The 20,146-nt window shown below is 71.1% G+C and carries 26 protein-coding genes; 19 read left to right on the top strand and 7 right to left on the bottom strand.

Annotation, left to right across the window (positions count from 1 at the left end):
- Positions 1-80 precede the first annotated feature (80 nt).
- The gene (locus ACH4F6_RS31800) at positions 81-1,583 is read left to right on the top strand and encodes an LVIVD repeat-containing protein (protein WP_397963830.1); all 1,503 of its coding nucleotides are present in this window, start codon (positions 81-83) and stop codon (positions 1,581-1,583) included.
- Here ACH4F6_RS31800 and ACH4F6_RS31795 read toward each other — a convergent pair.
- The gene (locus ACH4F6_RS31795; RefSeq protein ID WP_397963829.1) at positions 1,571-2,245 is read right to left on the bottom strand and encodes a TetR/AcrR family transcriptional regulator; all 675 of its coding nucleotides are present in this window, start codon (positions 2,243-2,245) and stop codon (positions 1,571-1,573) included. The two genes, ACH4F6_RS31800 and ACH4F6_RS31795, sit on opposite strands and share 13 nt — an antisense overlap.
- Positions 2,246-2,547: 302 nt before the next feature.
- Here ACH4F6_RS31795 and ACH4F6_RS31790 point away from each other — a divergent pair, with 302 nt between their 5' ends.
- The gene (locus tag ACH4F6_RS31790; protein ID WP_397963828.1) at positions 2,548-2,808 is read left to right on the top strand and encodes a DUF2630 family protein; all 261 of its coding nucleotides are present in this window, start codon (positions 2,548-2,550) and stop codon (positions 2,806-2,808) included.
- 32 nt (positions 2,809-2,840) lie between these two features.
- Here the strand turns inward: ACH4F6_RS31790 and ACH4F6_RS31785 are convergent, their stop codons facing one another.
- From ACH4F6_RS31785 to ACH4F6_RS31760, 6 genes are all read right to left on the bottom strand, one after another.
- Positions 2,841-3,533, bottom strand: a complete 693-nt coding sequence (locus ACH4F6_RS31785) for an HAD family hydrolase (RefSeq protein WP_397963827.1) — start codon at positions 3,531-3,533, stop codon at positions 2,841-2,843.
- 10 nt (positions 3,534-3,543) lie between these two features.
- On the bottom strand, positions 3,544-3,978 hold the full coding sequence (locus tag ACH4F6_RS31780; RefSeq protein ID WP_397963826.1) for a hypothetical protein: 435 nt from the start codon (positions 3,976-3,978) through the stop codon (positions 3,544-3,546).
- A 76-nt stretch (positions 3,979-4,054) separates the two neighbouring features.
- Positions 4,055-4,726: a phosphatase PAP2 family protein gene (locus ACH4F6_RS31775; protein WP_397963825.1), complete on the bottom strand. Its 672-nt coding sequence runs from the start codon at positions 4,724-4,726 to the stop codon at positions 4,055-4,057.
- A 65-nt stretch (positions 4,727-4,791) separates the two neighbouring features.
- Entirely contained in the window at positions 4,792-5,727 is a 936-nt protein-coding gene (locus ACH4F6_RS31770; protein WP_397963824.1) for a M56 family metallopeptidase, read from the bottom strand.
- A gap of 173 nt (positions 5,728-5,900) precedes the next feature.
- Positions 5,901-7,223, bottom strand: a complete 1,323-nt coding sequence (locus ACH4F6_RS31765) for an integrase (RefSeq protein WP_397963823.1) — start codon at positions 7,221-7,223, stop codon at positions 5,901-5,903.
- A gap of 434 nt (positions 7,224-7,657) precedes the next feature.
- Positions 7,658-8,068: a hypothetical protein gene (locus ACH4F6_RS31760; RefSeq protein ID WP_397963822.1), complete on the bottom strand. Its 411-nt coding sequence runs from the start codon at positions 8,066-8,068 to the stop codon at positions 7,658-7,660.
- Between the two features lie 200 nt (positions 8,069-8,268).
- Here ACH4F6_RS31760 and ACH4F6_RS31755 point away from each other — a divergent pair, with 200 nt between their 5' ends.
- The 17 genes from ACH4F6_RS31755 to ACH4F6_RS31675 all read left to right on the top strand — a co-directional run bounded on the left by ACH4F6_RS31755 (position 8,269) and on the right by ACH4F6_RS31675 (position 20,135).
- Positions 8,269-8,496: a helix-turn-helix domain-containing protein gene (locus tag ACH4F6_RS31755; RefSeq protein ID WP_397963821.1), complete on the top strand. Its 228-nt coding sequence runs from the start codon at positions 8,269-8,271 to the stop codon at positions 8,494-8,496.
- Between the two features lie 24 nt (positions 8,497-8,520).
- Complete coding sequence (locus ACH4F6_RS31750) at positions 8,521-8,805, top strand: helix-turn-helix domain-containing protein (protein ID WP_397963820.1); 285 nt, start codon at positions 8,521-8,523, stop codon at positions 8,803-8,805.
- 85 nt (positions 8,806-8,890) lie between these two features.
- On the top strand, positions 8,891-9,739 hold the full coding sequence (locus ACH4F6_RS31745; protein ID WP_397963819.1) for a hypothetical protein: 849 nt from the start codon (positions 8,891-8,893) through the stop codon (positions 9,737-9,739).
- The gene (locus tag ACH4F6_RS31740) at positions 9,736-9,984 is read left to right on the top strand and encodes a hypothetical protein (protein WP_397963818.1); all 249 of its coding nucleotides are present in this window, start codon (positions 9,736-9,738) and stop codon (positions 9,982-9,984) included. Before ACH4F6_RS31745 ends, ACH4F6_RS31740 begins: the two co-directional genes overlap by 4 nt.
- Positions 9,981-11,015 carry a DUF5131 family protein gene (locus ACH4F6_RS31735; RefSeq protein ID WP_397963817.1) on the top strand — a complete coding sequence of 345 codons (1,035 nt, stop codon included), beginning with the start codon at positions 9,981-9,983 and terminating at the stop codon, positions 11,013-11,015. The genes ACH4F6_RS31740 and ACH4F6_RS31735 overlap by 4 nt, the downstream gene beginning before the upstream one ends.
- Positions 11,012-11,197, top strand: coding sequence for a hypothetical protein (locus tag ACH4F6_RS31730; protein ID WP_397963816.1), 186 nt, complete (start codon positions 11,012-11,014; stop codon positions 11,195-11,197). Before ACH4F6_RS31735 ends, ACH4F6_RS31730 begins: the two co-directional genes overlap by 4 nt.
- Positions 11,194-11,610 (top strand): hypothetical protein, encoded by a 417-nt coding sequence (locus ACH4F6_RS31725; protein WP_397963815.1) that lies wholly within the window; start codon positions 11,194-11,196, stop codon positions 11,608-11,610. Before ACH4F6_RS31730 ends, ACH4F6_RS31725 begins: the two co-directional genes overlap by 4 nt.
- Before the next feature lie 171 nt (positions 11,611-11,781).
- A complete protein-coding gene (locus ACH4F6_RS31720; RefSeq protein ID WP_397963814.1) occupies positions 11,782-12,060 on the top strand; it encodes a hypothetical protein in 279 nt (92 codons plus the stop codon).
- Entirely contained in the window at positions 12,060-12,983 is a 924-nt protein-coding gene (locus ACH4F6_RS31715) for a PD-(D/E)XK nuclease-like domain-containing protein (RefSeq protein ID WP_397963813.1), read from the top strand. The genes ACH4F6_RS31720 and ACH4F6_RS31715 overlap by 1 nt, the downstream gene beginning before the upstream one ends.
- A complete protein-coding gene (locus ACH4F6_RS31710; RefSeq protein WP_397963812.1) occupies positions 12,980-13,786 on the top strand; it encodes a hypothetical protein in 807 nt (268 codons plus the stop codon). The genes ACH4F6_RS31715 and ACH4F6_RS31710 overlap by 4 nt, the downstream gene beginning before the upstream one ends.
- Before the next feature lie 58 nt (positions 13,787-13,844).
- Positions 13,845-14,237: a hypothetical protein gene (locus ACH4F6_RS31705; RefSeq protein WP_397963811.1), complete on the top strand. Its 393-nt coding sequence runs from the start codon at positions 13,845-13,847 to the stop codon at positions 14,235-14,237.
- Positions 14,237-15,061: a DNA adenine methylase gene (locus ACH4F6_RS31700; RefSeq protein WP_397963810.1), complete on the top strand. Its 825-nt coding sequence runs from the start codon at positions 14,237-14,239 to the stop codon at positions 15,059-15,061. The genes ACH4F6_RS31705 and ACH4F6_RS31700 overlap by 1 nt, the downstream gene beginning before the upstream one ends.
- Positions 15,061-15,255 carry a hypothetical protein gene (locus ACH4F6_RS31695; RefSeq protein WP_397963809.1) on the top strand — a complete coding sequence of 65 codons (195 nt, stop codon included), beginning with the start codon at positions 15,061-15,063 and terminating at the stop codon, positions 15,253-15,255. Before ACH4F6_RS31700 ends, ACH4F6_RS31695 begins: the two co-directional genes overlap by 1 nt.
- Complete coding sequence (locus tag ACH4F6_RS31690; RefSeq protein WP_397963808.1) at positions 15,252-16,079, top strand: hypothetical protein; 828 nt, start codon at positions 15,252-15,254, stop codon at positions 16,077-16,079. The genes ACH4F6_RS31695 and ACH4F6_RS31690 overlap by 4 nt, the downstream gene beginning before the upstream one ends.
- Positions 16,079-17,854, top strand: a complete 1,776-nt coding sequence (locus ACH4F6_RS31685; RefSeq protein WP_397963807.1) for a DNA cytosine methyltransferase — start codon at positions 16,079-16,081, stop codon at positions 17,852-17,854. The genes ACH4F6_RS31690 and ACH4F6_RS31685 overlap by 1 nt, the downstream gene beginning before the upstream one ends.
- 691 nt (positions 17,855-18,545) lie before the next feature.
- Positions 18,546-18,812 (top strand): hypothetical protein, encoded by a 267-nt coding sequence (locus tag ACH4F6_RS31680; RefSeq protein ID WP_397963806.1) that lies wholly within the window; start codon positions 18,546-18,548, stop codon positions 18,810-18,812.
- The gene (locus tag ACH4F6_RS31675) at positions 18,813-20,135 is read left to right on the top strand and encodes a DnaB-like helicase N-terminal domain-containing protein (RefSeq protein WP_397963805.1); all 1,323 of its coding nucleotides are present in this window, start codon (positions 18,813-18,815) and stop codon (positions 20,133-20,135) included.
- Positions 20,136-20,146 lie beyond the last annotated feature (11 nt).

Raw genomic sequence — 20,146 nt, 5'->3', positions numbered from 1 at the left:
CTATTGATCTGTGCATGATGAAGACGATACTTCGGAGGACCGTGAACCGTTCCCTGAGAACGGCACCAAGGGAGGACGCAGTGACCCTGTCGAACGATCCCCGAACGCGGCGCAGACGGTTGGGCGTGACCGCGGCCTGTGCCGGGCTGCTGGCCGCGCTGCTCACAGCGGTGCCGGCGGCCGCGACCCCCGACCCGGGGGACGGCCCCGCCGAGCAGCAGAAGGTCTCCCAAGGCGTGCGGGCCGACGTGGCCCGGGCGATCGCCGAGGGCGAGATACCCGGGCAGGACGAGATCGTCCACTCCGCCAACATCCAGCACCTCGTCAACGTCCCCAAGGACGCGCTCGCCGGCACCAACACGGACCTCGCCTTCCAGGGCAAGTACGCCTTCGCGGGCAACTACGACGGCTTCCGCGTCTTCGACATCAGCAACCCGAAGGCCCCGAAGACCGTCGCCCAGGTGCTCTGCCCCGGCTCGCAGAACGACATCTCCGTCTCCGGCGACCTGCTCTTCCTCTCCACCGACTCCTCGCGCAGCGACAGCAGTTGCAACAGCACCACGCAGCCCGCGACCGAGAAGTCCTCCTGGGAGGGCATGAAGATCTTCGACATCAGCGACAAGGCGAACCCCCGGTACGTCGCCGCCGTGGAGACCGCCTGCGGCTCCCACACCCACACGCTGGTGCCCGAGCGCAAGAACGTCTACGTCTACGTCTCCTCGTACTCGCCCAACGCCGCCTATCCGGACTGCCAGCCCCCGCACGACGGCATCTCGATCATCAAGGTGCCGCGCAAGGCCCCCGAGAAGGCGGCGATCGTGAGCTTCCCCGTCCTCTTCCCCGGTGAGGGGCCGGACGGCGGTGGCAACCCGGGCTCGCCCACCAACCCGGGCGTGTCCAAGACGACCGGCTGCCACGACATCACCGTGCTCCCGGACAAGGACCTGGCGGCCGGCGCCTGCATGGGCGACGGCATCCTGTTCTCGATCAAGGACCCGGAGCGCCCGAAGATCATCGACCAGGTCCAGGACAACGTGAACTTCGCGTTCTGGCACTCGGCGACCTTCAACCAGAAGGCGGACAAGGTCGTCTTCACCGACGAGCTGGGCGGCGGCGGCACGGCCACCTGCAACGAGGCCACCGGTCCGAACCGGGGCGCCGACGGCATCTACGACATCGTCGGCAAGGGCGACCACCGCAAGCTCGTCTTCCGCAGCTACTTCAAGATTCCCCGCCACCAGGCGGACGTCGAGGTCTGCGTGGCCCACAACGGCTCGCTGATCCCGGTCAAGGGCAAGGACATCATGGTCCAGGCCTGGTACCAGGGCGGTGTCTCCGTCTGGGACTTCACCGACTCCGCCCACCCGAAGGAGATCGCCTACTTCGAGCGCGGCCCGGTCACCACCGAGCGGCTCACCACCGCCGGCCCCTGGTCGGCGTACTACTACAACGGCCACATCTACTCGAACGACATCGCCAAGGGCCTGGACGTGCTGAAGATCGCCGACCGGCGCACGGATCCGGCCGGGCACGTACGGCTGGGTGAGCTCAACGTCCAGACGCAGCCGGACTACTTCGACTGATCGCCGGCCGCGGAGCCCGTCGCGAAGAACCGCGACAGGTCCGTGTCGCACCTCCCGCCGGACGCCTCGGCGTCCGGCGGGACCCCCAGGTCCCAGTCGAGCCGGTAGCGCGAGAACAGCTCGGCGCGCACGGACGCGAGCGGCATCCCCGCGTTCGGCAGGACCATCGCGTAGACCGAGCCCATGAGCAGCGCCCGCAGCACCGGGTAGTCGGCGTCCACGTCCCGCGATCCGTGCCGGCTCACCGTGTCCCGCAGCAGCTCCGCCAGCCGCCGCTGCTCGGGGCACTGCACGAAGCCCTCCGCCTGGAGCAGCCCCGCCATGTGCTGGCGCATCAGCACCGTCCGGTCCCGGGCCAGGCCCAGGATCGCGTCGACGGCCCGCGCCATGCGCTCCCGGCCGTCCTCGGTGCGCGGCTCGCGCTCCAGGGCCTCCTCCAGCGTGCGGTGCATCAGCCGGTGCACGGCCGACTGCACCAACTGCCGCTTGCCCGGGAAGTAGTACGACACCAGACCGCGCGCCGAGCCCGCCCGGTCCGCGATGTCGCCGAGCGTCGTCGCCTCGTAGCCGCGCTCGCCCACCAACTCGACCGCGGCCTGCAGGAGTCGCTCCCGGGAACGCCGCCTCATTTCTTCATTGACCGAGGCGCTGCGCGGGGACATCATGTAACTCCTGCGTTGACTGGCTGAGAGCCAACTATACTCAGCGCATCCCGGCGGGTTCCCTCCGAACCGCGCCGGAAGGCCGCCTGCTCTGGGCGACGCGGGGGATCGTCCAGAGTGGGCGTGCTTCTCCCCCGATGGTGGCCTGAGGCTCCTATCCGCGGATTCCGGTTCCGCTTCCGGGGCGGGCCCCGGCGCGCGTGCCGTTCCCCGGGCGCACCGCGCCTCCTCAGCCGTCGCACCGGGCCGCCGTCGTCCCTACAGTGGCCAGGGGGAGCGCCGAGCCGAGGAGGCGGACCGCGATGGCAGCCGACAGCGGACAGGACCGGGAGATCCTCGCGCGGATCACGCGGATGGTCGAGGACGAGCACAGGCTCCGGGAGGACCTGGCGGCCGGCCGCATCGACGACGTCACCGAACGCGAGCGGCTCGACGACCTGGAGCGCGCGCTCGACCAGTGCTGGGACCTGCTGCGCCAGCGGCGCGCCAAGGCCGAGTTCGGGGAGGATCCGGGCGAGGCGCGGGTGCGGTCGTCCTCGCAGGTGGAGGGGTACCGGGGCTGAACCGGCCGAGGCGGGTGGGGGCGCGGCGGGGTTCAGCCGGCCAGATCCAGCACCGGCCGCAGCCCGTCCGGCCGTTCGGCCGCCGGCAGGTGCTCCACGAAGTGCACCCTGCAGCCGAGCGCCGCCGCCCCGCCGTCCGCCCCCCGGTCGTCGCCCACCATCAGCGTCGACCCCGGCTCGGCCCCGAGCGCCGCGCACGCCGCCGCGAACAGCCGCGGATCAGGCTTCGCGACACCGTGCTCGTACGACAGCACGTACGCGTCGACGAACGGGTCGAGGCCGTGCTCGCGGAACACCGGCCGCAGGTCCCAGCCGATGTTGCTCACCACCGCCACCTTGATCCCGCGCTCCCGCAGCGCGCCCAGCACGTGCGGGGCGTCCGGGTACGGGGACCAGGCGGCCGGCGTCATGTGCCGCTCGTACAGCGCGTCGTGCAGGCCCGGATCCGGCAGCGGCACCTGACGGGAGAGCCCGGTGTACGCGGCCCGGTGCAGTTCGGCGCTCTCGTCCCGCACCCGCCACAGGCCGGCCACGTCCTCCGGCACCCGCACGGGGTGCGCCCCGCCGGGCAGCGCGCCGGCCGATTCCAGCGCCCGCGCGGTCCGCACCAGCTCCGCCTCCGGCAGCGCCGCACCCGCCGCGTCGAGCACGGCGCGCAGCCAGGACTCGGCGGACTCGATGCGGAAGAGGGTCCCGGAGAAGTCGAACAGCACGGCGGCGGTCATGCGGCCGATCCTACGGACGCGACACGTCCACGTTCCACGAGCGGGGGAGCCCGGCGTCGCGGAACACGCGGACGAAGACGGACCCGCGGACCACGTCGTGCTCCCCGCGGCGCTCGCAGCGCCGGAAGACCAGGGCGTGGGGGGAACCGTCGGGGCGGCGGACACCGGCGCGGTCCGGGGCGGCGGCGACCGCCGGCCAGGAGCCGGGGTCGGGACGGCACCCGGTCGACCGGGTGCCGACCTCCTCCACCCGCCGGCCGCGGTCGGCGCGGCGCACCGTGATCTCGCCCGCGCCGAGGACGTCGCCGCCGCCCGCGCAGGCCCCGTGCTCGCTGCGGCGGGGCGCGAGCCGCAGCGGCCCGTCCGGCCCGACGACGTGGGCGAACGCCTCCTCCGTCCCCTGTTCCGCCGCCCGGGCGTCGAGATCGGCGGCACCGCGGATCACCGCCCGCCGGCGCCCGGCGCGACCGTCCGCCGCGGCTCCGGCGGACCCGCGCAGCGGTACCGCCGGCCCGGCACGCTCACGGTCGCCACCGCAGGTGCGCCGCGATCGCCAGCGCCACCAGCATCGCCCCCATGAGCCAGCCGCCGAGCACGTCCGACAGCCAGTGGACGCCCAGCCACACCCGGGTCAGTCCGACCCCCACCACGGACACGACGGCCACCGCCACCGCCGTACGCCACACCGCGGGGCGCGCTCCGCGGCGGTGCAGCAGCCACAGGAGCAGGCCGAGGACCACCGTGGCCGTGAGGGCGTGGCCGGAGGGGTAGGACGCGTAGTGCGCGGAGTCGACCGGGTCCGGCCAGACGGGGCGCGCGCGGCCGACCGCGGCCTTGAGGCCCTGCTGGAGCAGCGTGCCCACGGCCGACACGGTGACCAGCCACGCCGCGGTCCACCAGGCCGAGCGCCGCCACACCAGCCAGCCGGCGACGGCCGCGCACAGCAGCCGCATCGTCAACGGGTCCCAGACCCAGTCGGTGAGCACGCGGGACGCGCGGGTCGCGCCGGAGTCGGCGACGGCCCAGCGGTGCGTGGTGCGGGAGACGTCGCCGTCGACGGAGAGCAGGGGGCGCCACTCGGCCCACACCAGGACCAGCAGCAGGACGGAGCACAACCCCGTCCAGAGGCCGGCACGGACGGCCGTGCGGTAGGGCGACCGGGTGGGCGGGGCGTCGACGGACGGGTTGCGCATGCAGTGATCCTTGCCGAACGGCGGCGTTCCAAGCCGGCCCGGCACCGGCTTTCCGGCCGGGCGGCTCAGCCGAGCGCCCGCAGCCCCGGCACCAGGGTCACCAGCACCGGGACCGCCGGCACCAGCGCGGCGGCGGCCGTCAGCCGCAGTCTGCGGGCCGCCGTGAGCCGGTCCGCGGGCGTGAGCAGCCGGTGCACCCGCTGCGGCACGTGCGCCTGCGGAGCGGGGGAGGGGCCGAACACTCCCCGGTCCTCGTTGAGTTCGACCAGCGCGAGCGCGGTCGTCAGCCGGCCGAAGCGGCGGGAGGCCATGTCGTCGGCGGCGAGCTCGACGAGCCGGTGCATCTCGCCGCGGAACGCGGCGAACACCGGCACCTGCGGGAACCCGTTGGCGAGCGCGGACGAGCAGTGCAGCAGCCAGTCGTGCCGGGCCCGGGCGTGTCCCTGCTCGTGGGCCAGGACCGCGTCCAGCTGCCGCCCCTTCAGACGGCGCAACGCGGCCGTGGTGACCACCAGTCGGGGCGTCCCGCCCGGCAGCCACCAGGCGTCGGGGCGCTCGCCCTCCAGCACCACGAGCCGTTCGCCCGCGGGCTCCTCGCCCGGCAACAGAGGGGCCCGCAGCCGCAGTTCCGCCCGGTGGTGCCGGCGCCCCGCCCGCGCCCGGGCGACCTCCCGCACCAGCATCGCCCCGCTCCACAGCCCCGCGGTCGCGAGCGCCACCGCGGTGGCCGCCGCCCAGGGACCCGACGCGCCCGGGGCGTACGCCTCCACGACCGCGCGCGGGGCCGGCGCGAAGACGTGTCCGCGCACCGCGTGCCACGCCGCCGCCGCGCTGAGCGTCATCGACAGCGCGCAGCACAGCAGCACCGCCGCCACCACGCACTGCCAGGCCCACAGCGCGACCACCGGTTCCCGGTCCGGCCAGTCGGCCCGCGCGAGCAGCCGGGGAGCGACGACGGCGGTCAGGGCGCCGAGCAGCAGCAGGACCGCGGAGACCATCATGGGCAGCACCCTATGAGCGACGCGCCGCTCACCGGTACGGGTTGTCACGGCAAGTGACGCAGACCACGACGGCCTCCGGAGCGGTCCCCGGCGTCACATCGTCAACAGCATCGCCAGCATGCTGGTGTAACACCCCTGATCATACCGTTCACCTGGGGAAAGCATGCACCACATCACCCCTCTGGGAGAAGAGTGGGAAACGGCGGAGACCACCAGACCCCCATCCCCCAGAACGCCTCCCACCGCTCCTGCAAGGTCTCGGCGATCCGCCGCTCCATCGGAGGCGTCAGGTTCGAGTACAGGCCCTCCACGCCGGCAACCTCGTGACCCATCCGCGTCTCCATGGCGATGCGCGGATGCCCGTCCTCCTCCAGCCACTCCCGGTGCCCGTGCCGCAGAAGGTAGATCCGCTTGCCGACCATCTCCGGAACGGGGTGGATCTCCTGCCGGATCCGGTCCCGCCGCGCGGACCGCTCCGGCGCCCCGCCTCGGATGTACGGCCAGTAGGTTTTTCCCCACTGTGTACCCATCTGGCCGCCGCCCAGGGCAGGGAACACCCAGGGGGAGTCGTGTGAGGCCAGCAGAGCGGCGTGCATCTCATGCAAGAACGGCGGCACAACCAGCGTCCTGTGCGAGTCGTACTTCGGCCCGACCTGCTTGCGCTGCCCGCGCTCGTACTGCGACTGGTACTGGACGCGTATCGCTGGCATGGTGTTGGGCCCGTAGCGCTGCATCATGCTCTCACGCCGCTCCGGGTCGGGATCGCTCGCCGGCCAGGTGGGGGAGGCGAACTCGCGGCGCAGCCCCCACATCTCCCCGGGTGGCCGCATGCCCGTGAAGGCGAGCGTCCAGATGTAGGTCCAGCCGGCGAAGCCCCATACGCGGTACGCGTTGGTGGCCAGGGCGTGCAGCACCGCCATCTGCATGGGCTGCTTCGTCTCACGCTGCTTCTTGCGGTACCGGCCGCGGTTGCGCTGTCGGATGACCGGAGACTCGCTGCGCAGCTTGTACTTGACCACAGCGTCCGTCATCAGCATGCCGAAGAGACTGATCAGCTGGTCGACGTAATAGTGGGACAGCTCACCGCGGGCCGCTGAAGCCTGCAGCCCCTTCTTCCATGCCTCGTACTCCCACGTGGTGATCTCGCCGACCGACCGCTCTCCCCAGTAGGGGACGATCCTGGCGCGCAGCCGGCTTCGGTAGCGGGTGGTGGATGTGTCGCGGAGGTCCTGGGCGTCGAGCCACATCCAGCAGTAGTCCCGCATCACGGTCTTGGAGTTGGCTCTCGGGATGTGGGTTCCGTGCCGGACTTCGTGCTCCCGGTCGAGCCCGTAGTTGTAGGCCTCGTCCTCGTCGTCGAAGGGAACGCCCGGCTCGGGCCCGCTCGCGGACTCGTACTTCTTGCGGCGGGTGGCTTTGCCGTCGGCGTCGAGGCGGTACTCGCCGCCCCACCACTTCACGCGGATGCTGCCGCCGCGTACCTCCACGTAAGGCATGGTTCTCCCCCCGGGTGGGTGTTGGTCGCGGTAGTCCGGCAGGTACCCCTACCGCCTGGACTCCGCGGCCTCGTGCTCAGGTGCCGAGCGAGCATCCTCGGCAGCCTTCGCAATCTCCTCCGACACGCTTCACGATCTCGCGCATCGAGCGACGTGCTTCTTCGCTCGTGGCGATCTCGTGCGGCGCTACACAGATCATTCTCCCATCGGCGAGGCCGGCCCAGCCTGCGAACTTCGGGCCGACATCGACTATGGACAGAGTGCTCCGCATACCTGGTCCCCCTTCATCGGTACTTCGGGGAACCCCCAAGGTGTGGTCATGACTTTGCCACGAACAGGACCGGTTGGGACTAGCAGAGACCAAAGTTACGCAGGGAAAATGCTTGATCGTCGGATGATGCCGCAGAGTTGTACGACCATCGGACGAGTTTGAATCAGAGCACGCCCTCTTTGCGAAGTTCTTCGATCACGCGCCGGTTCAGCTCCAGGATCTCGTCGCCGGTCAGTGACCCCTTGGTCGCGATAGCGGCGTGCTGGACAGCGTTGCCAACGAGGCGTTCGAGGTCCGTCTTGGGGACGTCGGCGACCTTCACGCCGTCGTGGGCCGGCTCGCTGGTAACCGGGTCGTCCCCCCGGAGGACCCGAAGACAGCTGCCGACGGCCCATTGGAGGGCGCTGTCGATGCCGGCATAGGAGCGGTCCCAGACTTTCTTGCCTTCCTCGACTCGCTTCCAGGTGTCCTTGGAGATGCCGCCGAGTTTGGCGGCAGGCTCGATGCCGAGCCGTAGCTCGGTCCGTCGCTTCTGTACGAGCGTCGCCAGGCGCTCGAGGGCGGGGGTGGTCATGGCGTCATCTTCGCAGGACCCGCTAGGACCAGCTAGGACTGGGCCAAAGGAGTCCGGAACGTGGTGGCTCGAAACCGCAGAGTGACCGGATTCGTCCTGCGACACCCGTTCGGACAGGGTGACCGGCCGGTAACTATCTTCCGCTAACTTCTGCGAGCTTTCGCTAGACAGCCTCTGCGAACTTCCGCTAGCTTCTTGGCATGGAAGCAACCCCAACCACCTTCCAGGTGAACGGGGCGGAAATCCGAAAGCTCCGCATGAAGGCAGGGCTGAGCACCGCAGAGCTGGCCCAGAGAGCGCACATAAGCGAGCGCTACCTGAACCACCTCGAAAACGGCTACCGCACCCGCATGAGACCCGGGACCTACACCCGGCTCCGGACCGCGCTCGGCCTGCCGGCCGACTCCGATCGACTCCTCGCCCGTTAGAGGAACTTCCCGAATTGAGGTGACATGCCCACCCGTAAGAGCACCCCCACGCTCGAGTACTTCTACACGGTCAAGGAAGCCGCCAAGCGGCTGGGTCTCAGCGACCCCGACAACCCCGACGACGAGGCCGGCGTCCGCTGGCTCCGCGACGGTGTCAACCGCGACAAGAACCCCTTCCCCCACCACCGGCTCGGCCGTCGGCTGATGTTCAGCGACACCGACCTCGCCGAGATCGCCGCAATGCACCGCAACGCCCCCACGCAGGGCGCCCGCCGCCGCTCCCGCCGCAAGGCCCCCGTCGCCGCCTGAGGCGGCAAACGAAGAGGCCGCCCCGTTGGCCCGGGACGACCTCGACGCGAACACCCCTCCCACCAGAGCGAAAGGAGGGAGCCGCGTGGCTCCCAGTATCTCATCCGATCTCGACCCGTTCTGGGTCGATCAGCGCGAACAGTTCCTCGCCAAGAAGAGCACCAGCGCCGACCCGTCCGCGTGCGGCACCTGCCGCCGCAACGCCGAGGCGGGCCAGCCGGTGGAGCACGACGAGTGCCAGCAGCGGGCCACGATCCTTCACGCCCCGGACCACCCCGACTACGAGCTCCTGGCCGGCTTCTCGCTGGAGGAGAACGCGAAGCTCCCCGCCCGCTTCCACGTCCCCGTCTTCGACGACCTCGGCGTGCCGAATGCCTGGCACTGCGCAGTCTGCTGGGAGGACGGTGTCGTCACGGGCTGGCCGTGCGCGACCGCCACCGAGCAGGGCACGAAGGTCTTCTCCCCGCTGCACGACGCGGACACCGCCCGCAGGAAGCAGCAGGCGGAGCTGGCCGAGCTGAGGTCCGAGAACGCCCGTCTCCGTGACGAGCTGACCGCGGTCCGCGCCGAACGCGACCAGGCACAGGCCGAGCTCGCCGACGTGGAGGCCGAGCGGGAGAAGCTGGTCCGCTGGCACGACGAGGACGGCAAGTCGCTGGCCAGGACGCTGGCCCACGTCGCCGAGCTGAAGGAGAACCTGCGGGCGGTCAACGCCGGGTGGGACGTCGCCCGCGCCCGCGTCGCCGAGGCCGACCGCCCGTCCCTCACCGAGTTCGCGGTGCGTCTCCCGTCCGGGAACGTGCTGCGCGTCGGCGACCCGACGAGCCGCCCCGACCAGGAGAGCCGGCTCGCCCGCTACGTGGACGACTTCCCCGCCGCCCGGCTGGTGCAGCGGTCGGTGGTCTACGGCGAGTGGACGGAGGCCGACCGGTGAGCGTCGACATCTCCCGCCTGGACGTGCCGCTGCCGGTGCTGGAGCAGCGCCTCGCCGCCGCCCAGTTCGAGCAGGCCGCCGCCCGCACCCACTCCCCGTCGGAGCAGATCGCCTACCACCTCGACGCCTGGCTCGTCACCCACCCCGAGGCCTGCGCGACCGCCGACCAGTACCCCGACTGGCCCGCCCAGCTCGCCGCCATCAAAGCCGCCCACACCAGCACCCCGCAGGAGACGACGTCGTGAGCGACACATCCAAGATCGAGTGGACGGATGCCACTTGGAACGTCGTCACCGGCTGCACCAAGGTGTCGCCCGGCTGCGACCGCTGCTACGCCGAGACGTTCGCCGAGCGGTGGCGCGGCACCCCGGGCCACCACTTCGAGAACGGCTTCGACCTCACCCTCCGCCCCGAGCGGCTGACGCTCCCACTGAAGTGGCGCAAGCCCCGCAAGGTCTTCGTCAACTCAATGTCCGACCTGTTCCACGCCGACGTCCCGGGCGAGTTCATCGCCCATGTGTTCGCGGTGATGGCGCTGACGCCGCAGCACACCTATCAGGTGCTGACGAAGCGGCCGCGTCGGCTGCGGTCGCTGATGGGCAACCGCGAGTTCCTGACCCTGGTGGACGAGCGCCGGGAGCAGCTGCAGCCCGGCTGCGGCGACTTCGCGTGGCCGCTGCCGAACGTGTGGCTGGGCGTGTCGGTCGAGAACCAGAAGTGGGCGGACATCCGCATCCCCGCCCTCGTCGACACGACCGCCGCCGTCCGGTTTCTGTCCTGCGAGCCGCTCCTCGGCCCCGTCGACCTCAGCACGTGGATGCCGGCCGGTCACGCCTCCTGGCGTTGCCAGGGCCAGGACTGCCGCCGCTTCTACACCGGGCCGCTCCAGCAGCACTGCCCCGACTGCGGGCGCGAGGGCCACTGGTCCGGCAGCCACACCGGCAACGGCCGCCCGGGCGGACAGCCCATCGGATGGGTCATTGTCGGCGGCGAGTCCGGCCACGGCGCCCGCCCGATGAGCCCCGACTGGGCCCGCTCCCTGCGCGACCAGTGCGAGGCGGCCAGTGTGCCCTACCTGTTCAAGCAGTGGGGGGAGTACCAGCCCACCGATTGGAAGGTCATCGGCCGCCCGGCAGACAAGCGCAACGTCCTCGTCGGTGATCCGATCGACGACCTCGGCCACCGCTGGGAGATGCGCCGCGTCGGCAAGGGCAAGGCCGGCCGGGAGCTCGACGGCCGCACGTGGGACGAGTTCCCGAAGGCGGCCGTCTCGTGACCGCCTCGCTGGATCTGCCGTCGATGCCGACGACCGCGGACCCGGTCATCGTCCCGGGCCTGCTGTCCGGCCTCGGTATCACCCGCCGCCGCGTGACCGCCTGGATCACCGACCCCGACGTCATCGAGTCGATCGCCCTCGGACTCGTCGACATCCCCGCCGAACTCGGAGGCGACCAGTGACGATCGTCGACTTCATACCCGCGCTCAAGGCCCACGGCCGCCGGCGGGTTCAGGACCAGGTCCGGGAGCTGAAGGGCGAGGTGGCCAGGCTCACCGACTGGCAGGCCGCGGCTGACGACTTCTTCGAGCAGCAGGACCGCAACATGACCGCCCTCGAGCGCGAGCTCGCCGACGAGCGCAAGGCCCGCAAGCTCGCCGAGAAGGCCCTCGCCCGGGCGGAGGCGGTGATCCGGCTCCGCGAAGAGGAGATCGACGGCCTGAAGCGCACCGCCGGCATCCGCGCCCAAGCCGAGAACGTGATCACGGAGACGCAGGAGATCGACATGCGCGGCCTCCTCGACCGGTTCCGTGACGGGCCCGTCCGCTCCCTGCACCACTCGCCGCAGGCCGCCCCGCCGGACCCGGCCGCCTGACCCGCCGGTCTGGCGGTGCCCACCACCCCCGCCAGACCGGCGCCCAGACCACAACCCCATACGCCGCGACGCGACACCCCCAACGCGACCGCGGCCCCCAGGGCCCGCCGCTCGCGGCACCCCCCTCCGCAGCGGCGGGCCCTCCACCCAGCACACCCGAAAGCAGGTCCCATGAGCACCAACAGCCCCAGCGTCAGCCGCGAGGTCGCGGCGCACGTCCTGTCCCACTTCGGCCGCGGCGGCTACCCGGCCGGCGACTGGACCGAGTCCCTCATCAGTCTCATCGACCGGGCCGACATGACCAACCGGGCCAAGCTGATGGCCGCCTTCCCCGACTACGGGCGCGCGGTCCTGATCGCCAAGTACGACGAGGAAGGCGTCGCGACCCTCCAGCGCATCGCCCAGGGCGAGACGGTTGCCGTCGCCTCCGACCTGAACGTCCCGTTCTGATGAGCCCGCTCGCCTGCCGCCAGTGCGGCAACACCGACGGACCCTTCACCCGGGACGGCCTCTGCGAGGACTGCGAGGGCGGCGCCCCGGGCTGGGTCGACGGCCTGTCGGCCGACGACTACCACGCCGACCGCACCACGATCTCCTCCACCGGGCTCCGCGCACTTCTCCCGCCCGGCTGCCCCGCCCAGTACCACTACGACCGCGAACACCCGGCCGCACCGAAGCGGGAGTTCGACCTCGGCAACGCCGTCCACGCCGAGCTGCTGGGGGAAGGCCACACGATCGTCGTCCTCGACTACCCGGACTGGAAGAAGGCGGAGGCCCGCGAGAAGCGCGACGCCGCCTACGAAGCCGGCCAGGTTCCGCTCCTGGCGAAGGAATGGGAGCAGGTGCAGGCGATGGTGGCCGCGGTCCGCCAGCACCCGCAGGCCGGGCCGCTGTTCGCCGGGAAGGGCATCGCCGAACGGTCGATCTACTGGACCGACCCGGCCACCGGCATCCGCTGCCGCGTCCGCCCCGACTGGCTGAAGCTCCTGCCCGCGTTGACCCTCTGCGTCGACTACAAGACCACGACCGACGCGAGCCCGGCCGTCGTGCAGAAGGCCATCGAGAAGTACTCCTACCACCAGCAGGACGCCCTCTACTGCGACGGCATCCACGCTGCCGGGCTCGCCCCCCATGGGGTCCGCTTCCTGTTCGTGTTCCAGCAGAAGGCCCCGCCCTACCTGGTCACCGTCCGCGAACTGACCGACGGAGACCGCGAGATAGGCCGCGCCCGCAACGAGCGCGCCCTGCGGATCTACGCCGACTGCGAGCGCGCCGGCATGTGGCCCGACTGGACCGGGCCCACCGACGACATCCCCTTCATCAACCTGCCCACCTGGGCTGCCATCCGCCAGACCGAGGAGTACCTGAAGTGACCAGCAACGAGATCGCCCAGCGCGACGGCCAGCAGACCGTCGCCGAGCAGCAGGCGAACAGCCTGCCCGCCCCGGCGCCGACCGCGGGCACCACCGCCCTCATGGCGTGGGCGCAGGAAGCGAGCCTCGCCTACGACATGGCGCAGAAGCTCGCCGCCACCTCCTTCGTCCCCCAGTCCCTGCGCGGAAAGCCCGGCGACATCGCCGCCGCGATCCTCGCTGGCAGCGAGCTCGGGCTGAAGCCGATGGCGACGCTGAAGTCCATCGACGTCATCCAGGGCACCCCCGCCCTCCGCGCGCACGCGATGCGCGCCATCGTCCAGCAGCAGGGCCACGACATCGAACTCGTCGAGTCCACCGACACCCGCTGCGTCATGCGAGGCCGCCGCAAGGGCTCCGAGGCGTGGCAGGAAGTCGAGTGGACCATCGACCGCGCGCGGCTCATGGGCCTCCTCGGCAAGGACCAGTGGAAGAAGAACCCGAAGGGCATGCTCGTCGCCCGCGCCACCGGGGAGCTGTCCAGGCTGATCGCCTCCGACGCCCTCCACGGCATGGCCTACGTGTCCGAGGAGCTCGAGGGCATCACCCACGCCGAGGTCGTAACGGTCGGAGGCACCGAGTTCCGGACCAAGGCGCCGCTGTCCGTCGCCGCCCTCACCGGCCAGACGCCGGCCCCCACCACCCCGGACGCTGACACCGCGTACAGCGTCGAGATCGGCAGCGACCAGCCGGAGCCCGGCACCTGGGACCAGGACGCCATCGACGACTCCGTCGACTGGCAGGCCGAGCCCGACCAGCAGTAGCCCGCAAACCCGAGGCCGCCCCGCGGGTATCGGGGCGGCCACTCCCTAAGGACACCAGATGACGAAGCGTTTGTCTCTCGCCGAGCGTCTCGCCGCCGACGAGAAGAACCTCCTCCTCGACGACATCGTGAAGACCGACGAGTGGTCCCTGTTCCTCGTCGAGCAGGCCGTCCTCCACTTCGGCGGCCAGCGCGCCGAGTTCTCCTGCAACGACCTCCGCGACGTCCTCCCCGAGCTCGGACACGGCTTCCTCGGCGCCGCCATCAACGCCCTGCGCTCCGGCGGCGTCATCGAGCGGACCGGCCAGTACGTGCCGTCCACCCAGGCCAACACCCACGGCCACGTCATCGCCGTATGGCGGCTCACCGCCAGGGGCCGCGGCATAGCCGCCGCCCGACGGGCCGCCGCCCGCATCCAGCAGCGGATCCAGCAGCGGCCGGAGGCCGCGTGATGAAGAGCCCCGTCCCGTACTTCGGCAGCAAGCAGCGCATCGCGCCGTGGATCGTGTCGCTGCTGCCCGACCACGACCACTACGTCGAGCCCTACTGCGGCGGCCTGTCCGTCCTCCTCGCCAAGCGGCGGTCCCCGATGGAAACCGTCAACGATCTCGACGGCGAACTGATGACGTTCTGGCGGATCCTCCGCGACCGCCCCGACGAGCTGCTGCGCGCCTGCCTCCTCACCCCGCACTCCCGCGCCGAACTCGAAGCCACCTGGGACCCGACGGACGACGACCTCGAGCTGGCCCGCCGCATCTGGTGCCGCCTCGCCCAAGGCCGCTCCGGCACCCTGCGCAACACGGGCTGGCGGCACTACATCGACCCGGCCGGCTCGTCCATGTCGATGCCCGGCTACCTCGAGGCCTACGTCCTCCGCCTCGCGTCTGCCGCCGAGCGCCTGCGCGACGTGTCCCTCGAGGCCCTGCCCGCTCTCGACCTCATCGCCAAGTACGGCAAGCAGCCCAAGGTGCTGCTCTACGTCGACCCGCCCTACCTCGGATCCACCCGCGGCTGGGGCCGCAACTACCGGCACGAGATGAAGACCGACGCCGAACACCGCGCGCTGGCGGCCGCCCTCGCCGACTGCCGCGCCGCGGTCGTCCTCTCCGGCTACGACAGCCCGCTGTACGCCGACCTGTACGACGGCTGGCACCGATACGAGCAGCAGACCATGACCGGCAACGCCACCACGGACAAGGGCCGCACCGAAGTCCTGTGGTCCAACGTGCGGCTCGGCGACCAGCTCGACCTCTTCGCCGACGGAGGCGCCGCGTGATGCGCGCCCTCACCTTCCTCGCCGTCATGGCCGTCCTGATCGTGCCCGTCGCCATCCAGCACTGGCACTTCCGCCGGGCCGCCCGCCGCAGCATCCCCGCCGCACCCGACAACCAGCCCGGCACCGACGCGCGACTCCTCGCCGCCTGCCAGCACATCGCCAACCCCGACACCCGAAGGGAGGACACCCCGTGAACGCCCGCCGCCCGCGCGCCCCCCACGGAACCGACGCCCGCTACCACGGCAGCGCATCCTGCCCGCCCTGCCGCTGCACCCGCTGCACCCGCGCCCACCGGCACGCCGACATCCAGCGCGAACTCCGCCGACGGCAGGGCGAACGCAACCTCATCCCCATCGAGGAACTCCGCCCCCACATCGACATGCTCCGCGCCAGCGGCATGAGCCAGACGATGATCGCCCGCGAAGCCGGCGTCTCCCAGGCCGTCATCAGCTACATCGTCACCGGCCGCAACAAGACCTGTCAGACCGACAAAGCGCGCCGCATCCTCGCCGTCCAGCCCCACCGCTTCGACGGCAACACCGAACGCCCCGCCACCGGCTCCACCCGCCGCATCCGCGCCCTGTACAACCTCGGTCACAGCCGCGCCGACATCGCCGCCCTCAGCGGCCTCAGCGTCGCCAGCATCAGCCTCCTCGCCGACGGCCGCTGGAAGACCATCGACAACCAGGCCGCCACAGCCCTGGCTGCCGCCTACCGGCAGCTCGCCCACCGGCGCGGCACCAACTGGAAGAACGAACGCCGCGCCGCCGCCGAAGGCTGGCACGGGCCCACTGCCTGGGACGACATCGACAACCCCGCCGAACAGCCCGACGTCGAGACGGCCGCCCCACTGGAGTCCAACCGCGACGAGCTGGCCGCGATCCGCCGCGCCGAGATCGCCCACCTCATCGACTTCAACCTCTCCCACGAAGAGATCGCCACCCGTCTCGGCATGGCCCCCGGCTACGTCCGCGACATCGCCCGCAGCATCCGCAACGACCTGGAGAAGGCCGCCTGATGTACCGCAACGACAACGACGCGCTCACCGTCATGGACTGGTTCTGCGGCGCCGGCGGCTCCAGCCAGGGCATGCACTCCATCCCCGGCGTCCGCATGGAGCGCGCGGCAAACCACTGGGAGCGGGCGATCGAATCGCACGCCGCGAACTTCCCCGACGTCGACCACTACCGCGGCGACATCCGCGAGGCCCCCGTCGAGAAGTGGCCCGTCACCGACATCTTCTGGGCGTCCCCTGAATGCCCGCAGTGGTCCAACGCCCGCGGCAAGAAGCGCGACTTCGACCTCTCCATGCAGGGCGACCTCTTCGACGGCTTCGGCCCCTCCGAGGAGGTCGAACGCTCCCGCGCCCTCATGGAAGAGGTCCCCATGTACCTGCGCGGGGTCATCGCCCGCGGCGGCCTCGTCAAGGCCGGCGTCGTCGAGAACGTCGTCGACGTCCGCGCCTGGGACCAGTGGGACCGCTGGCTCGGCGAGATCCGCAAGCTCGGATACCGCACCCGCGTCATCGCCCTGAACTCGATGCACGCCGACCCACGCACCGTCCACAAGGCGCCGCAGTCCCGCGACCGCCTGTACGTCGCCTACTGGCACGAGACCCTCGGCCGCACCCCCGACTGGGACAAGTGGCTGCGGCCGCGCGCCTGGTGCCCCGGCTGCGAGCAGTGGGTGCAGGCCGTGCAGCGGTTCAAGGACCCCGGCCGCGACATGGGCCGCTACCGGCAGCAGTACGTCTACCGGTGCCCCAACACGGCGTGCCGCAGCCAGGTCGTCGAACCCGAGACGCTCCCGGCCGCCGTCGCCATCGACTGGTCGCTGCCCGGGCAGCGCATCGGGGACCGGGCCAAGCCGCTCGCCGAGAAGACCCTCGCGCGGATCCAGGCCGGGCTGAAGAAGTTCGCTCAGCCTCTCGTCGTCCCCGCCGGCGGGACCTGGCGCAACGACGCCACCGCCGTCGCCGACGCCATGCCGACCCGCACCACCCGCGAGAACGACGGCCTCGCCGTGCCGCCGTTCATCACCGAGCTGCGAGGAGGCAGCAACGTCCGATCTGTCGTCGACCCGCTCGCCACCGTGGCGACGTCGGGCGGCCACCACGGCCTTGCGATCCCGCCCCTGCTGATCCCCGTCGAGGGCCGCGACGGCAAGGAGCCGGCCTCCGCCAACGCGCCGCTGCGCACCCAGACCGCGCGGAACGAGACCGGTCTCGCCTGGCTGCCGTTCATCGCCGAACTCCGCGGCGGCGGCAGCGTGGCCCGCTCCGTCGGCGAGTCCCTGGCCACCGTCACCGCGTCCGGCAACCACCACGGACTCGTCGCCCCGCCCGCCTTCCTGATGCGGAACAACACCCCGCGGGGCAACCCGGCCCAGCTCTGCACTGGGGTCGACGAACCCGTCCGCACGCTGACGGCTGCTGGCCACCAGTCCCTCGTCACCTGGGACCACCTCCTCGTCCCCTACTACGGCAACGGCACCGCGCGCACGGTCCGGGAGCCCGTCGGCACCCTGTCCACCCGCGACCGGTACGCCCTCGTCCGGGGTGACGTGGCCATCGAGGACGTGCTGTTCCGGATGCTCGAGCCCCACGAGATCGGCCGGGCCATGAGCTTCGCCGACCAGTACATCGTCCTCGGCAACAAGCGGGAGCGCGTCCGCCAGTACGGCAACGCCGTCACCCCCAACTGCGCCGAAGTCATCGTCTCGGCGTTGGTCGAGGCGATCACCGGCGAGGACATCGAGCGGCACGCCGAGCCCGAGACGGCGCTCGCCGCGTGACCGCGGCCCGCCGGCCGCGCGACCGGCCCTGAACCCCGGCACGAACCGGACTCCCATCCCTCACTTGTCAGTTTCGTGCCGAACCCTGAACCGAAGTCATCACCAGCCGAAGGACAAAGCCGTGACCTTGGACGCCATGCACTGGGTGTGGAACCACTCCCAGTCGAAGGGGAACGCCCGGCTCGCCATGCTCTACGTGGCCGACCAGGTGCGCGACCTCGCGTGCGAAGTCCGGCTCAGCTATCCGGATTTTGTGGGGGCGCTCAACGCTCCCCGCTCCACCGTCAAGGCTGCCGTGAAGGCGGCCGTCGACTCAGGGGAGCTGGAGATCGCCGAGCCCGGCAAGGGCACCCGGGCGGCGCTGTACCGACTCCCGAAGGCCGTCGGCTACGTGAGGGCGGTCACCACTAGTGGGCCGGAATCCGGCCCACTACGGGATCAAGGAATGAACCCTAGAGGGCCGAAATCTGACCCACTACGGGATCAAGGGGGGTCAGAATCCGGCCCACTACGGGATCAAGGTGAAAACGCTAGAGGGTCAGAATCCGGCCCTCTAGGGGGTGCTAGAGGGTCAGAATCCGGCCCCCACTACCCATCTACTCCCAGCAAGCAAGCAAAGGGCGAGCCCGAGGGACGGCAGCAGCAGGACGACTACGGCATCCCCGACGCCGTTCGCCCCCTCGTCGACAGCATGACCGCAAGCGGCGTCGTCGTCCGCTGGCCCTTCACCGGCAACCAGTGGTTCCCCCTCATCGCACTGATCAACAAATGCGGCGTCCCCGCCCTCGTCGCCTACGCCCGCCGCACCGCCGACCGCACCCACGTCGACTCCGCCCGCTACTTCATGCGCGGCTGGAGCGAACTCCCGCCCAAGCCCGCCGCCGGCAGCCCCGTCCACACGCCCCGCCCGCACCTGCGCGCCGTGGGCCAGAGCCCCGAAGACAGGGGGATCTTCTAAGTGACCACCGACCTCGAGCCCAACTACGCGGACATCCCGCTCGAGCGCGTCCCGCCCCAGGACTTCGACGCCGAGCAGTCCGCACTCGGCGCCTGCCTCCTCACCCGCACCGCACTCCGCGAAGTCCGCGACACCGTCGACATCGCGGCCTTCTACCAGCCGCGACACCAGCTCATCTTCGCTGCGATCCTCCACATGGACGACCGCGGCCTGTCCGTCGACCAGATCACCCTCGCCAAGTACCTCGCCGACACCGGCGACCTCGTCCGCGCCGGCGGCAGCCAGTACCTGTACGAACTCGTCCGCGCCGTCCCCACCGCCGCCAACGGCGAGTACTACGCCGAGATCGTCCAGGACCGCGGCCTGCGCCGCGCCCTCATCGAACTCGCCACCCGCATGGCACAGGCCGGCTACAGCACCACCGGGGAGACCAGCGACCTCATCGAGAAGTTCGTCGCCGAAGCCCGCGAGCTGCGCGACCGCGGCATGGCCTCCGAAGACCTCCCCGTCGAAGACATCCTCGACTTCGTCCAGCACGAAGACACCTACGACTGGGTCGTCCCCGGCCTCCTCGAACGCCAGGACCGGCTGATCCTCACCGCGTCCGAAGGCGGCGGCAAGTCCACGCTGCTGCGGCAGCTGTCCGTCACCCTCGCCGCCGGCATCCACCCCTTCGACACGTGGAAGACGATCGACCCCGTCCGCGTCCTCACCCTCGACTGCGAGAACGGAGAGGCCGCCTCCCGCCGCAAGTTCCGCCCCCTCCTCGCCGCCGCCGACGCCCTCGAGCAGCCGGTGCGCCGCGGCCAGTTCCACATCGAGTGCCGCCCCGAAGGCCTCGACCTCACCCGCCCGTCCGACCGGGCGTGGGTGATGCGCCGCGTCGAGAAGGTCAAGCCCGACGTCCTGATCATCGGGCCCGTCTACCGGCTCCACGCCGGCAACCCCAACGACGAAGAACTCGCCCGCAAGGTGTCCGTCGTCATCGACGAAGCACGTGCCACCGCTGGCTGCACCGTCCTGATGGAAGCCCACGCCCCCCATGGCAACGGCATGGGACCCCGCTCCCTGCGCCCCCTCGGCTCCTCGCTGTGGATGCGCTGGCCTGAGTTCGGCTTCGGCCTGCGCCCCGTCGAGGACGAGAAGTCCGCGCAGAACGTCGAAGGCGCCCGCGGCCGGCAGGTCGTGCCCTGGCGCGGAAGCCGCGACGAACGCGAATGGCCCCGCTACATCAAGCAGGGCGAGAACTGGCCCTGGATCTCCTACAAGCCCATCGACGCCGACCCGTACACCGGCTACTCGCCGACAGGAGCGATCTGGTGACCGACACCTGC

Source organism: Streptomyces sp. NPDC017936, assembly GCF_044328485.1.
Classification (GTDB): domain Bacteria; phylum Actinomycetota; class Actinomycetes; order Streptomycetales; family Streptomycetaceae; genus Streptomyces.
This window is presented reverse-complemented; position numbering and strand designations above follow the sequence as displayed.

Bases quoted from the DNA above. Each gene is read 5' to 3' on its own strand.
- ACH4F6_RS31775 (WP_397963825.1), bottom strand. From the start codon at position 4,726: ATGCGCAACCCGTCCGTCGACGCCCCGCCCACCCGGTCGCCCTACCGC.
- ACH4F6_RS31750 (WP_397963820.1), top strand. From the start codon at position 8,521: ATGCCCACCCGTAAGAGCACCCCCACGCTCGAGTACTTCTACACGGTC.
- ACH4F6_RS31705 (WP_397963811.1), top strand. From the start codon at position 13,845: ATGACGAAGCGTTTGTCTCTCGCCGAGCGTCTCGCCGCCGACGAGAAG.
- ACH4F6_RS31720 (WP_397963814.1), top strand. From the start codon at position 11,782: ATGAGCACCAACAGCCCCAGCGTCAGCCGCGAGGTCGCGGCGCACGTC.
- ACH4F6_RS31765 (WP_397963823.1), bottom strand. From the start codon at position 7,223: ATGCCTTACGTGGAGGTACGCGGCGGCAGCATCCGCGTGAAGTGGTGG.
- ACH4F6_RS31790 (WP_397963828.1), top strand. From the start codon at position 2,548: ATGGCAGCCGACAGCGGACAGGACCGGGAGATCCTCGCGCGGATCACG.
- ACH4F6_RS31685 (WP_397963807.1), top strand. From the start codon at position 16,079: ATGTACCGCAACGACAACGACGCGCTCACCGTCATGGACTGGTTCTGC.
- ACH4F6_RS31695 (WP_397963809.1), top strand. From the start codon at position 15,061: ATGCGCGCCCTCACCTTCCTCGCCGTCATGGCCGTCCTGATCGTGCCC.
- ACH4F6_RS31680 (WP_397963806.1), top strand. From the start codon at position 18,546: ATGACCGCAAGCGGCGTCGTCGTCCGCTGGCCCTTCACCGGCAACCAG.
- ACH4F6_RS31795 (WP_397963829.1), bottom strand. From the start codon at position 2,245: ATGTCCCCGCGCAGCGCCTCGGTCAATGAAGAAATGAGGCGGCGTTCC.
- ACH4F6_RS31770 (WP_397963824.1), bottom strand. From the start codon at position 5,727: ATGATGGTCTCCGCGGTCCTGCTGCTGCTCGGCGCCCTGACCGCCGTC.
- ACH4F6_RS31755 (WP_397963821.1), top strand. From the start codon at position 8,269: ATGGAAGCAACCCCAACCACCTTCCAGGTGAACGGGGCGGAAATCCGA.
- ACH4F6_RS31700 (WP_397963810.1), top strand. From the start codon at position 14,237: ATGAAGAGCCCCGTCCCGTACTTCGGCAGCAAGCAGCGCATCGCGCCG.
- ACH4F6_RS31760 (WP_397963822.1), bottom strand. From the start codon at position 8,068: ATGACCACCCCCGCCCTCGAGCGCCTGGCGACGCTCGTACAGAAGCGA.
- ACH4F6_RS31715 (WP_397963813.1), top strand. From the start codon at position 12,060: ATGAGCCCGCTCGCCTGCCGCCAGTGCGGCAACACCGACGGACCCTTC.
- ACH4F6_RS31785 (WP_397963827.1), bottom strand. From the start codon at position 3,533: ATGACCGCCGCCGTGCTGTTCGACTTCTCCGGGACCCTCTTCCGCATC.